This window comes from Streptomyces syringium (genome assembly GCF_017876625.1).
GTDB classification, from domain to species: domain Bacteria; phylum Actinomycetota; class Actinomycetes; order Streptomycetales; family Streptomycetaceae; genus Streptomyces; species Streptomyces syringius.
This window is the reverse complement of record NZ_JAGIOH010000001.1, coordinates 4,801,740-4,813,564: the sequence shown is the minus strand read 5'-3', so window position 1 is coordinate 4,813,564 and position 11,825 is coordinate 4,801,740. Positions and strand designations below refer to the sequence as shown.

Here is an 11,825-nt window from a genome sequence, read left to right as displayed (position 1 = left end):
CCCCGGCAAGCCCTCACCCCGCTGCCCCGCCCCGCAGGGCCGCCCTCACCGTCGCCGCGCCGCGCAACGTGGCCTGGATGGCTCCCGAGGCGTCCTGTGCCGCCTCCGCGCGGTCCTGGCGGCATGCCGGGCACAAGCGCTCCCCCGCCACCGGTGTGAACAGCCGTGGCTGCGTGTGCTCACCCTGGCATTCCCGCATGTCCGCCGCCCTCGGGACCGCGCAGGTCAACGGCTCCTGCTCCGCGAACGACGGCACCTCCGGCATCTTGCGCAGCAAGCGGTCACGCAGCAGCCCCGCCGCCGAGTGCACCCGCTCCGGCAGGCCTGCCGTCAGGTCGTCGCGGAGGTCCCGCAGCGTCGCACCGCGCAGGAGCCACTCCCCCGCCAGCGGGGCGAGCGCCCGGACGTCGCTGCCCGTCAGCCGTAGGCGGCGCTCCGTGTGGGAGAGAGCCGCGAGGGCCTGGGCGCCCCGCTCCACCAGCGGGGCGGGCACCTGGCTCGGCGTCACTTCCGCCGTCCGCGAAGGGACTTCCGCAGCGGGCCGGGTGGGAGGGTGGTCGGTCTTCGCCCCCGTGTTGTCTTGGGAACGACCGACGGACCGGGCCTTCGGCTCACCGATGGCCGGGATGGCGCCCGTCGGTGGAGCGACGGCGGGAAGGCCGTCCCTGGCCGTCACCGCCTGCGCCGCCGTCAGGCATACGTTCGACACCATCTGCGTCGTCGACCACTGCCCGCCTTCACTCTGTTCTTTCCACTCGAACAGATAACCCTCGGCCACGAGTTGACGCTTCGCCAGGGTGAAGGACCTCTTCCCGATCCGCGCACGTTCCGCCGACTCCCACAACGGCTGGTCCACGCCGTCCGGCAGCGACAGCTGCCACAGCAGCAGCCGTACGGCGTTCGCCGACAGCCGTGGGTGGCGGATGATTTCGTTCGGCACCTGGGAGAAGAAGCGCGCAGGGGCGATAACATGCCTGAGCATCTCAAGGACCATCTTTCCTTGCGGGTGTAGGCCCCCCTCGCCGGTTGCAGCCAGCGTCGGGGGCCGCTTCGTTACCGTACGAAGCGACCCGATTACCCGCACCGTAGCGCACGAAAAGGCCCTCCCGGCGATGTTCCGCCGGAAGGGCCCCTTCTGTGCTACAGGCGCTACACGCGCTACAGGCTCAGGATCACGCGCCCGTCGCGCTGCCCGCGACCCACGCGTTCCAGTCCATGTTCCAGCCGTTGAGGCCGTTGTCCGGAGCGATCTTCTTGTCGTTCGAGTTCTTGACCTCGACGATGTCACCCAGCTGCGAGTTCTCGAAGAACCACGCGCCCGACGTCGACGGGTCGTCGGCGCCCTGCTTGTCCGCGAGACCGATGCAGCCGTGGCTGGTGTTCACCGAGCCGAAGATGCCGCTGCCCCAGTAGTTGCCGTGGATGAACGTGCCCGACGTGGACAGGCGCATCGCGTGCGGCACGTCCTTGATGTCGTACTCGCCCTTGCCGTCGCCCTTGGTGAAGCCGACGGTCGAGCCGTCCATCCGGGTCTCCTTGAACTTCTCGGAGATCACCATCTTGCCGTTGTACGTCGGGTTCTCGGGGCTGCCCGCGGAGATCGGGATGGTCTTGATGGTCTTGCCGTCGCGGACCACCGTCATCTGGTGGGTCTTGACGTCGACCGTGGAGACCTGGGCGTGGCCGATCTTGAACTTGACCGTCTTCTTCTGCACGCCCTTGATGCCCGGCGCGCCCTCCACCCCGTCGAGGTCCAGCTTCAGGGTGACGTCGGAGTTGGCCTTCCAGTACTCCTGCGGGCGGAAGTCGATCCGCTGGTCACCGAACCAGTGACCGACGACCTTCTGACCGCTGGTGGAGTTGACCGAGATGGCCGACTGGACGGCCTTGCGGTCCTTGATCGGCTTGTCGAAGTTGATCGACACGGGCATGCCGGCGCCGACGGTCGAGCCGTCCTCCGGCGTGAAGGAGCCGATGAAGCTGTTCGCCGGGGAGACGGTGGAGAAGGAGGAGTGCTCGGTCGCCTTGCGGCCCTCGGAGTCCTTGGCCTCCGCGACGACCTTGTACTTGGTCGACCGCTCGAGCTGCTTCGCGGGCTTCCACGACTTCTTGTCCGGCGATATTGAACCCTCGACCGGGGTGCCCTTTTCGGTCGTCATCTTGACGCTCGTGAGCTCGCCGTCACTGACGGTGACCTGGGTCGCATCGCCGGTGATGCCGGCGTTGGTGGTCCCGCCCTTCGGCGTGATCTTGATCTGCGCCTTGGACGCGTCCTTGGCGGCAGCGGCGTCGACCTGGTTCTGCGACTTGCCGGAGCCGCCGCTCTTGGTGTCGTCGTCGCCTCCGCCGCACGCGGCGAGAGTCAGTACACCGCCGAGCACGGCGGCCGCGGCCACCAGGCTCTTGCGGCGCTTGCCGTACGTCATCACACGCTTCTCCATTGCTCCTGGACCCCGAAATCCCCGAGCCGAATCGTGGGGCAACACGTATCCCGGCTACTGCTTAAGGAACGCCTGCACCGTTTCGTCCGTTCCACACCTCGGGAAAGTGTGGGCAAGACCACGCGGAACCACGCCAGTAAAGACCCTCCGGCGCCCAACGGGGAAACCGGTGAGGCAGATCCGGACGGTGTCCACGCGGACAGGTCGGTGGGGGCCACGACTTCCCCCGGATCCATCTGTATCACTAACATCGGGTCAGTCGGGATTCACACAAGATCCACGACCCCCAACTCTTCGTCACTTCAAGGGGGATCATCCCGTGACCGCACGCCGACCGCTGCTGACCGCCGTCGCCGCCGGTTCGCTGCTGTGTGCGGTGTGGTTCGTACCGACCGCCAATGCGACGGCAGAACGTTCCACTCACGCTTCCGCGGCCCCGCAGGACCGCGCCGCGTCGGCGCCCCGGCAGTCCGCCGGATCGTCCGCCTCCGGCACCGTCGCCGGGAGCGAACAGCTCGCCCTCGCTCATACGGGCGGCTTCGACACCACCCCGTACGTCGTCGGCGGTATCGCCTTCGTCGGCGCGGGTGGCGCCCTGGTCACCGTCGCCGTGCGCAGGTCGCGCCAGGCGGTCCGGTAGCTTCGTTCGACACCTCCATTCGACCGCGGAACACCTCCGGGGCGGAAGGGCCGAAAGGCCCTGCCGGGCGGGGGCCGGGGGCCCTCCACCCCGGCAGGGCCGGGTCAAGCAAAGGTAAAACCGCAGGTCGCTACGGGCCCGCTACGGGCTCGCTACGTCAGAGGGCCCGTCACCGTCTCCGCCGCCTCGACGAGCTTCCCCGCGCGGACGAACGCGTCGGCCGCCGCCAGGTCGGGCGCGAGGAAACGGTCCTCTCCCGGGCCCTCGACCCCCGCCGCGCGCACCGCGCGCAGCACGGCGCGCGTGGCGGGCGCGGGCTCCAGGCCCTCGCGCAGCTCGATCGCGCGGGTCGCGGCGACCAGCTCGACGGCGACGATCTTGGACAGGGCGTCAACGGCCGTACGCAGCTTGCGCGCCGCCGACCAGCCCATGGAGACGTGGTCCTCCTGCATCGCGGAGGAGGGGATCGAGTCCACGGAGGCCGGGACGGCCAGCCGCTTCATCTCGCTGACCAGGGCGGCTTGCGTGTACTGGGCGATCATCAGGCCCGAGTCGACGCCCGGGTCGCCCGCCAGGAACGGCGGCAGGCCGTGCGAGCGGTTCTTGTCCAGCAGCCGGTCCGTGCGGCGCTCGGCGATGGAGCCGAGGTCGGCGGCGGCGATGGCGAGGAAGTCCAGGACGTACGCGACGGGGGCGCCGTGGAAGTTGCCGTTGGACTCCACACGGCCGTCGGGCAGCACCACGGGGTTGTCGACGGCGGCGGCGAGCTCGCGGTCGGCGACCAGCCGGGCGTGCGCGAGGGTGTCCCGGCCCGCGCCCGCGACCTGCGGGGCGCAGCGGATCGAGTACGCGTCCTGGACGCGCGGCGCGTCGTCCTGGTGGTGGCCGGTCAGCCCCGAACCGGCCAGCACACGGAGCATGTTGTCGGCGCTGGAGCCCTGGCCGGGGTGCGGGCGGATGGCGTGCAGCTCGGGCGCGAGGACCTTCTCGGAGCCGAGCAGGGCCTCCAGCGAGAGCGCGGCGGTGATGTCGGCGGAGGTGACCAGGCGGGCGAGGTCCGCGCAGGCCATGACCAGCATGCCGAGCATGCCGTCGGTGCCGTTGAGGAGCGCGAGGCCCTCCTTCTCCCGCAGCTCGACCGGCTCGATGCCGTGCGCGGCGAGCAGCTCGGCGGCCGGGCGCAGCACCCCGTCGGGGCCCTCGGCGTCACCCTCACCCATGAGGGTGAGCGCGCAGTGGGAGAGCGGCGCGAGGTCACCGGAACAGCCGAGGGAGCCGTATTCGTGGACGACCGGGGTGATGCCGGCGTTGAGGATCGCGGCCATGGTCTCGACGACGAGGGGGCGGACGCCCGTATGGCCGGAAGCCAGGGTCTTCAGCCGCAGGAACATCAGCGCCCGGACGACCTCGCGCTCCACGCGCGGGCCCATGCCGGCGGCGTGCGAGCGCACGATGTTGCGCTGGAGCTGGGCGCGCAGGTCGGGGCTGATGTGACGGACGGCGAGAGCGCCGAAACCGGTGGAGACGCCGTAGACGGGGTCGGGCTTGGCGGCCAGATCGTCGATGATCTGCCGCGCCGCGGCGACAGCCGCGATCGCCTCGTCCGACACGACGACCCGGGCGCCGTCGCGCGCCACGGCGATCACGTCCTCCGCGGTCGTCCCGGCCGTCCCCACCACCACAGTGTGCATATCCATATTCAGGCACCCTAGAGACTGAATCGCTTACTGTCACTAGGTCTCGGCCAATCCCTCGCAGGGCCCCGACGAGGCCCTTTGCGTGGCCTGCCGCCTCCACTCCGTAACAACGCCAGGGGGCGGCCCCGGCATGCCCGGCACCCACGAGACCGCTTGGGCCCTGGTGGCGGCGGCCCCGTCACGGTCTGCGGCCCCGGAAGCGGCGGCGTTCGGCCTGTGGCGGAGCGGGCGGTCGGTCGGCGAGGCGGACGACCGGGTCCTCGGGGCCGCCCTCGCGGCCCGCGACGACCGGTTTCAGCTCGCGGGCCGCCTTCGCGCGGTACTGGGCCGCGTCCGCGAGGCGGAAGAGACGGCGCGCGGAGCGCACGTCCCCGATCGGGTCACCCGTCGAGGCGATCCCGCAGGCCACCCCCTCGCCGAACTCCAACTCCGCCGCCCGGAGGCACAGTTCCTCGGCCACCCGCACCACGTCGTCCGCCGGCTGGCCCACCGTCAGAAGACAGAACTCGTCACCGCCGAGCCGCGCCGCGAGCGCCCCCGGCAGCTTCGCCCCGCACAGCGACAGCACCGAGCCGAACCGTTCCAGCAGCCGGTCGCCCACCGCGTGGCCCAGCGTGTCGTTGACCCGTTTCAGCCCGTTCAGATCGCACACCACCAGGCTGACGACCACACCGTCCGCCAGGTGCCGCTCCACGGCCTCGTCGAGCCGCGCGTCGACCGCCCGACGGTTGGCGAGACCGGTCAGGGGATCGGTGAAGGCGAGCTTGCGGACCTCCTCCAGCCGTTCGGTCTGCGCGATCCCCGCCGCCGCCACGGCGGCCAGGACGGTCGCGAAGTCGGCGTCCGCGCGGTCGAAGGCGGGCACGCCCGGCGGGCGCGCCACATACAGCTCGCCCCACGCCCGCCCGTGCAGCACGATCGGGGCGACGACACAGCTGCCGCGGCCCCGCCGCCGCAGGCCGTGCGCCCGTCCGGGCCCGTACGTACCGAAGCCGCCGGCCGCCTCTTCCGGGGCCGCGGCGGTCTCCACCCAGGCGTGCGGCTCGCCACCGCCCACCCACTCGTCGTGCAGGAACTCCGCGATCTCCGGGAAGTCGTGCACGGGGTAGGACTCGTCGACCGGAAACCGCTCCTCGCCCTCGGCCCGCTCGCCGGCGTTCACCAGCACCCGCAGCCGCCCGCGGGCCCGTTCCCACGCCGAGACGGCCGCGAACGTGCCCTCCAGGGCACGTCGCGCGCCCTCGGCCGCGGCGTCGACGGTTTCCAGCGGGGTGCGCGCCGCCGCCATCGCCTGCGCCAGTTCCACCACGGCGCGCAGCCGGCCGTCGCACTCCCCGTCACCTGCCACCCGAGCCTCACAATCCGTCGCCGCGTGCAGCTTCGCACTCCAGCGTAAGAATTGTGGACCCGTTCCGCCCATTCCGCGCCCGTTCCGCTTAGCCGCGAAGCCATCGCAGTTCTGCGACGTTGACGCTGATGAAACGGGCTATGGGCCTACTACTCGCCCGGCCAGTTCGGCGTCCGCTTCTCATTGAACGCGGCCACGCCCTCCGCCCGGTCACCGGAGAAGGCCACCGACCGCCACGCCGCGTCCTCGACCTCCAGCCCCGCCCGCAGGTCCAGCCCGTGCCCGAGCCGCAGCGCCCGCTTCGCGGCCCGCAGCCCCACGGGCGAGTTGGCGGCCATGCGGTGGGCGAGCGCCAGCGCCTCCGTGCGGTCCTCGCCCTCGGGCACGAGCTCGTCCACCAGGCCCAAGTCCCGCGCCTCCTCCGCCGCTACGCGCCGCGCGGAGAAGATCAGCTCGGCGGCGCGGGCGGCGCCCACCCGGCGCGGCAGCAGCTGCGTCCCGCCGCCGCCGGGGATCACGCCCACGGACACCTCGGGCAGGCCCACCACGGCCGTACGGTCCGCGACGATCACATCGCAGGACAGCGCCAGCTCGAAACCGCCCCCGAGGGCGAAGCCGTGCACGGCCGCGATGGCCGGAACGGGCAGCTCCAGGACACCGGTGTACGCGGCGCGGGCGTGCGGGCGCTGGCGCCCCAGGTCGGCGTCGGAGAAGGAATTGCGCTCCTTGAGGTCCGCGCCGACGCAGAAGGCCCGCTCGTGGGTGGAGGTGAGGACGACGACCCGGACGCCCGGGTCGGCGGCGAGGGCGGCGGTGGCCTCCGCGATCCGGCGGCCCATCTCCGTCGAGACGGCGTTCATGGCCTTGGGCCGGTCCAGGGCGAGCTCGGCTACGTGGCCGTGTTTGATGACGGCGACCCATTCGCCGAAGCGTTGCTCACTCATGTGATGACCTCCGCGGTTAACGACCGTGAACCTGTCGCGTTGGATCATCGCATCGGTGGGGGGTGTCCTCAATCGCCGGACGGGCTTGATTTTCCAGCGGACGGGCTCGCCTTACGGGCGGGCCGGACTCAGTTGCCCCTGCGTGTGAGCAGCCAGGGTTCGACCACGCCCAGGCCTCGGACCGGGCGTTGCCACATCGGCTGGAGGGCGAAGCGGTACTTCTCTACCTCCTCCGGGGACGCCGACGCCGCGGCCTCCGCCTCCGACTTCGGGGCGTCGCCGTTGCGTGCGAGCTCCTCCGCGAAGGCGCCGTCCACCAGCACCGCGTCCTTCGGCGCTATCGACGTCAGCCGGGACGCCAGGTTCACCGTCGTGCCGAAGACGTCGCCCATCCGGGTCGTGACCGTCCCCAGGGCGATGCCGACCCGCAGCTCGGGCATCGTCTCGTCGTGGGTCAGGGTCTCGATCAGCCGCAGCCCGATCTCGGCGGCGGTGCCGGCGTCGTCCGCCGCGTAGAGCACCTCGTCGCCGAGGGTCTTGATCAGCCGGCCGCCGTGCGCCGCGACCAGGTCGGCGGCGGTCGTCTCGAAGGCCTCGACCAGCTCGCCGAGCTCCTCCTCCTCCAGACGGCGCGTCAGACGGGTGAAGCCCACCAGGTCGGCGAAGCCGACCGCGAGCCGCCGGTCGACCATCTCCGCGTCGTCCTGGGCCTGGACGACGCGGCCGGTGGCGGCGGCCAGCTGGCGCCGCCAGACGTAGATGAGGAACTCCTCCAGCTCCGGCAGCAACAGCTCGACCAGCGGATAGGTGATCTCCGTGCGGGTCATGCCCGGTTCCTGCGGCTCCGTCAGGCCTTCCAGGAAGGAGTCGATCTGCCAGTCGGCGAGCCGTGCCGTGGTCTGTCCGGTGGACCGGGCGACCTGGACGGCCATCGGCTCGCTCAGCAGGCCCGCCTCGACGAGGCCCGCAAGCCGGCGCAGCGCGAGGACGTCCGCCTCGGTCAGGGCCTTGGCCTGTCCGATGTCGGCGAAGCCCATGGCGCGCCAGAAGCGGGAGGCCAGATCCATGGACACACCGGCCGCCCGCGCGGCCTGGAAGGGGGTATAACGACGCTCGGCACCGAGGATCAGCGCTTCCAGCCGGAGCGCGATCGGGTCCCCGCCCTCGTCGGCGGAGTCCCCCTCTACGCCCCGGTGCGAGGCGCCCTTGTGCGGGGCGTCCCCGTGCGGGGCTTCGCGGTCCGCCCGGCCGGCCGACGCGCCCACGGTCTCCCCGGCAGCCCCGCGCGCACCACCGCTGTCCTCCCCCGTAGCCCTGACGGCACGGGAGGTGCCCCCATCGTCGGCGGTCACCGCCCGCCCCCTGTCCGATCCGTGCGCACTGCCCTGCCGATCGCTGCTCGCCTAGGTTCTGGGCACAACGATACGGCAGGTGTGCCGTAGCTCACTCTCTTGACGGTATCGCCTCACTCTTCCCGCCCACTCTTCCGGCCTCTCTTCGTCTCGCCGCGGTGAAGCACTCGGGCCCACTCGCGGCGCGCGTCACTCCTCCGGCCGCGCCGGGCGTAGATGGACGATGTCGCCCGCGCCGACCGGTTGCTGCACACCGTCCTCGGTCGCGAGCACCAGCCGGCCGTCGCCGTCCACGGCCACCGCCTCCCCGAGCAGCTCGCGCCCGCCGGGCAGTTCGGCCCGTACGGTGCGGCCGAGCGTCGCGCAGCCGGCCGCGTACGCCTCCTGCAGGCGGCACGCCCCCGGGTCGCCCCCGGCGCGCCGCCACTCGCCGTACCACTCCTCGACCGACCGCAGCACGGCCCGCAGCAGCGGATCGCGGTCCAGCACCTTCGCCCCGGCGAGCGCCAGCGAACCCGCCGTGGGCACCGGAAGTTCGTCGGCACGCAGCGAGACGTTGAGGCCGATGCCGATGACGACGCTGTCGCCGGTCCGCTCGGCGAGGATGCCGCCGGCCTTGCGCTCGGCCCCTTCGACGTCGATGAGCAGGTCGTTGGGCCACTTCAGGGCCATGTCGACGCCCGCCGCGCGGGTGAGCGCCGTCGCCGTGGCGACGCCGGTGAGCAGCGGCAGCCAGCCCCACCGCTCGGCCGGTACGTCCGGGCCGGGGGTGAGCAGGAAGGAGAAGAACAGCCCGGAGCGCGGCGGCGCCGACCAGGTGCGGTCGAGCCGGCCGCGCCCGGCGGTCTGCTCCTCGGCGACGAGCACCGCGCCCTCGGTGCCGCCGGAGGCGACGAGGTCCGAGTTGGTGGACCCGGTGGTCGCGACGACGTCCACGGACGTCCACAGTCCGTCGGGGCGCAGCAGGCCGCGCCGCAGGGAGGTGGTGTTGAGCGGGGGGCGGTCGAGGTCGGACCAGGGGTTGCCGGAAGCGTCGGAGGGCGTCATAACAGCCACCATAGGAGGGAAACCACAGCGAACCGGTGTGGCCAACGACGCACTTCCGCAGCGCAGCCGCGCCGATACGCTACGAACCGGTAGCCAGTCGGTAGCCAGTGACCCCCGCCCCTCAGGACGAGCAGGAGCCGCATCCCGATGTCCGAGCCAGACACCAGTGGAATCGACGGTATCGACATCCACACCACCGCCGGGAAGCTCGCGGATCTTCAGCGCCGGATCGATGAGGCCACTCACGCCGGCTCCGCACGGGCGGTGGAAAAGCAGCACGCCAAGGGCAAGTTGACGGCACGCGAGCGCATCGAGCTGCTGCTGGACGAGGGCTCGTTCGTCGAGCTGGACGAGTTCGCCCGGCACCGGTCGACCAACTTCGGCATCGAGCAGAACCGCCCGTACGGCGACGGCGTCGTCACCGGTTACGGCACGGTCGACGGCCGCACGGTCTGTGTGTACTCGCAGGACTTCACGATCTTCGGCGGTTCACTCGGTGAGGTCTACGGCGAGAAGATCGTCAAGGTGATGGACTTCGCCCTGAAGACCGGCTGCCCGGTCGTCGGCATCAACGACGGTGGCGGGGCCCGGATCCAGGAGGGCGTCGTGGCCCTCGGACTGTTTGCCGAGATTTTCCGTCGAAACGTCCACGGCTCGGGTGTCATCCCGCAGATTTCCCTGATCGTCGGCCCCTGCGCGGGCGGCGCGGTGTACTCCCCCGCGATCACCGACTTCACCGTGATGGTCGACCAGACCTCGCACATGTTCATCACCGGCCCCGACGTCATCAAGACGGTCACCGGCGAGGACGTGGGCTTCGAGGAGCTGGGCGGCGCCCGTACGCACAACACCACCTCCGGCGTGGCGCACCACATGGCGGGTGACGAGAAGGACGCCATCGACTACGTCAAGGCGCTGCTGTCGTACCTGCCCTCCAACAACCTCTCCGAGCCCCCGGCCTACCCCGAGGAAGCGGACCTGGAGATCTCGGAGACCGACCGCGAGCTGGACGCGCTCATCCCGGACTCGGCGAACCAGCCGTACGACATGCACACGGCGATCGAGCACGTGCTGGACGACGGCGAGTTCCTGGAGACGCAGGCGCTCTTCGCGCCGAACATCATCACCGGCTTCGGCCGGGTCGAGGGCCACCCCGTCGGCATCGTCGCCAACCAGCCGATGCAGTTCGCCGGCTGCCTCGACATCAACGCGAGCGAGAAGGCCGCGCGCTTCGTGCGCACCTGCGACGCCTTCAACGTCCCGGTGCTGACCTTCGTGGACGTCCCCGGCTTCCTGCCGGGCACCGACCAGGAGTACAACGGCATCATCCGGCGCGGCGCCAAGCTGATCTACGCCTACGCCGAGGCGACGGTTCCGCTGATCACCGTCATCACCCGCAAGGCGTTCGGCGGCGCGTACGACGTCATGGGCTCCAAGCACCTGGGCGCGGACCTGAACCTCGCCTGGCCCACCGCGCAGATCGCCGTGATGGGCGCCCAGGGCGCGGTCAACATCCTGCACCGCCGCACGATCGCCGCGGCGCCGGAGGTGGAGCGGGAGGCGCTGCGCGCCAAGCTGATCGCGGACTACGAGGACGCGCTGCTCAATCCGTACGCGGCCGCCGAGCGCGGTTACGTCGACGCGGTGATCATGCCGTCCGAGACCCGTCGCCACATCGTGCGCGGCCTGCGGACGCTGCGTGACAAGCGCGAGACGCTGCCGCCGAAGAAGCACGGCAACATCCCGCTGTAAGCAGCCCGACCGCCGGCCGAGGAAGGGATCCATTCGTGATCAAGGTCGTACGGGGCAACCCCACCCCGGAGGAGCTGGCCGCCGCACTGGCGGTGGTCCAGGCCCGCGCGGCGGCCCGCGCCGCCGCCGCGCCGGAGGGCGAGGCCCGGCCGGAGTGGGCCGACCCGGCCCGCCTCGTCGCGTCCCGCCGCGTCCCCCACCGGGGGCCCCGCGCCTGGCGGACCACGTACTGGCCCGGGTAGGGCCTGTCCGGCGGATCGCCGAGCTCAGCCCTAAGCCTGTCCGGCGATTGAGGACGCGCCCGCAGGGCGCCCGCCGCCGCAGGCGGCCAAGACGGCCCGCAGCCGAAGAATCCGCCGGACAGGCCTGAGTACCCGTACTCAGGCGCGCCGGGCATTCCGGGCGGAGCATGGACAGCATGCTCTGGTCCGACCCGTCCGACGAACCGCCCGAGGAGCTGCGCGAGGCGCAGGCCATGCTCCGGAGGGCGGGCGTCGTGCTCGCGGTGGGCATGGTGATCCTCTTCCTCATGCTCGGCGTGGCCTGACCGGTGGCCTGACGCACACCGGACCGCACCAGGGGTCACAGCGGACACACAGGTGCA

At 71.5% G+C, this 11,825-nt stretch carries 11 protein-coding genes; 4 read left to right on the top strand and 7 right to left on the bottom strand.

What is annotated here, in order from left to right; genetic code table 11:
- Window positions 1-13 precede the first annotated feature (13 nt).
- Together JO379_RS21515 and JO379_RS21510 are read right to left on the bottom strand one after the other, a co-directional pair.
- Entirely contained in the window at window positions 14-982 is a 969-nt protein-coding gene (locus JO379_RS21515; protein ID WP_209516451.1) for a hypothetical protein, read from the bottom strand.
- Between the two features lie 190 nt (window positions 983-1,172).
- Window positions 1,173-2,441: a L,D-transpeptidase gene (locus tag JO379_RS21510; protein WP_165451598.1), complete on the bottom strand. Its 1,269-nt coding sequence runs from the start codon at window positions 2,439-2,441 to the stop codon at window positions 1,173-1,175.
- 319 nt (window positions 2,442-2,760) lie between these two features.
- Between JO379_RS21510 and JO379_RS21505 the strand changes: the two genes are divergently transcribed.
- Window positions 2,761-3,081, top strand: coding sequence for a hypothetical protein (locus JO379_RS21505; protein WP_130879591.1), 321 nt, complete (start codon window positions 2,761-2,763; stop codon window positions 3,079-3,081).
- A gap of 152 nt (window positions 3,082-3,233) precedes the next feature.
- Here the strand turns inward: JO379_RS21505 and hutH are convergent, their stop codons facing one another.
- The 5 genes from hutH to JO379_RS21480 all read right to left on the bottom strand — a co-directional run bounded on the left by hutH (window position 3,234) and on the right by JO379_RS21480 (window position 9,469).
- On the bottom strand, window positions 3,234-4,772 hold the full coding sequence (gene hutH, locus JO379_RS21500; RefSeq protein WP_130880273.1) for a histidine ammonia-lyase: 1,539 nt from the start codon (window positions 4,770-4,772) through the stop codon (window positions 3,234-3,236).
- Between the two features lie 184 nt (window positions 4,773-4,956).
- Complete coding sequence (locus JO379_RS21495) at window positions 4,957-6,066, bottom strand: GGDEF domain-containing protein (protein WP_130880272.1); 1,110 nt, start codon at window positions 6,064-6,066, stop codon at window positions 4,957-4,959.
- A 209-nt stretch (window positions 6,067-6,275) separates the two neighbouring features.
- Window positions 6,276-7,070, bottom strand: a complete 795-nt coding sequence (locus JO379_RS21490) for an enoyl-CoA hydratase/isomerase family protein (RefSeq protein WP_130879590.1) — start codon at window positions 7,068-7,070, stop codon at window positions 6,276-6,278.
- Window positions 7,071-7,198: 128 nt separating this feature from the next.
- Window positions 7,199-8,422 (bottom strand): adenylate/guanylate cyclase domain-containing protein, encoded by a 1,224-nt coding sequence (locus JO379_RS21485; RefSeq protein ID WP_209516448.1) that lies wholly within the window; start codon window positions 8,420-8,422, stop codon window positions 7,199-7,201.
- A gap of 189 nt (window positions 8,423-8,611) precedes the next feature.
- Window positions 8,612-9,469, bottom strand: a complete 858-nt coding sequence (locus JO379_RS21480; RefSeq protein WP_130879588.1) for a biotin--[acetyl-CoA-carboxylase] ligase — start codon at window positions 9,467-9,469, stop codon at window positions 8,612-8,614.
- A gap of 147 nt (window positions 9,470-9,616) precedes the next feature.
- Here JO379_RS21480 and JO379_RS21475 point away from each other — a divergent pair, with 147 nt between their 5' ends.
- From JO379_RS21475 to mmpB, 3 genes are all read left to right on the top strand, one after another.
- On the top strand, window positions 9,617-11,221 hold the full coding sequence (locus tag JO379_RS21475; protein WP_130879587.1) for an acyl-CoA carboxylase subunit beta: 1,605 nt from the start codon (window positions 9,617-9,619) through the stop codon (window positions 11,219-11,221).
- A gap of 35 nt (window positions 11,222-11,256) precedes the next feature.
- The gene (locus JO379_RS21470) at window positions 11,257-11,463 is read left to right on the top strand and encodes an acyl-CoA carboxylase epsilon subunit (protein WP_130879586.1); all 207 of its coding nucleotides are present in this window, start codon (window positions 11,257-11,259) and stop codon (window positions 11,461-11,463) included.
- A gap of 176 nt (window positions 11,464-11,639) precedes the next feature.
- Window positions 11,640-11,768, top strand: a complete 129-nt coding sequence (gene mmpB, locus JO379_RS21465) for a morphogenic membrane protein MmpB (protein ID WP_278046337.1) — start codon at window positions 11,640-11,642, stop codon at window positions 11,766-11,768.
- The last annotated feature ends 57 nt before the right edge of the window (window positions 11,769-11,825 follow it).

Coding starts and splice junctions, on each gene's coding strand:
- JO379_RS21515 (WP_209516451.1), bottom strand. CDS start 982: ATGCTCAGGCATGTTATCGCCCCTGCGCGCTTCTTCTCCCAGGTGCCG.
- JO379_RS21510 (WP_165451598.1), bottom strand. CDS start 2,441: ATGGAGAAGCGTGTGATGACGTACGGCAAGCGCCGCAAGAGCCTGGTG.
- hutH (WP_130880273.1), bottom strand. CDS start 4,772: ATGCACACTGTGGTGGTGGGGACGGCCGGGACGACCGCGGAGGACGTG.
- JO379_RS21495 (WP_130880272.1), bottom strand. CDS start 6,066: ATGGCGGCGGCGCGCACCCCGCTGGAAACCGTCGACGCCGCGGCCGAG.
- JO379_RS21490 (WP_130879590.1), bottom strand. CDS start 7,070: ATGAGTGAGCAACGCTTCGGCGAATGGGTCGCCGTCATCAAACACGGC.
- JO379_RS21480 (WP_130879588.1), bottom strand. CDS start 9,469: ATGACGCCCTCCGACGCTTCCGGCAACCCCTGGTCCGACCTCGACCGC.
- JO379_RS21475 (WP_130879587.1), top strand. CDS start 9,617: ATGTCCGAGCCAGACACCAGTGGAATCGACGGTATCGACATCCACACC.
- mmpB (WP_278046337.1), top strand. CDS start 11,640: ATGCTCTGGTCCGACCCGTCCGACGAACCGCCCGAGGAGCTGCGCGAG.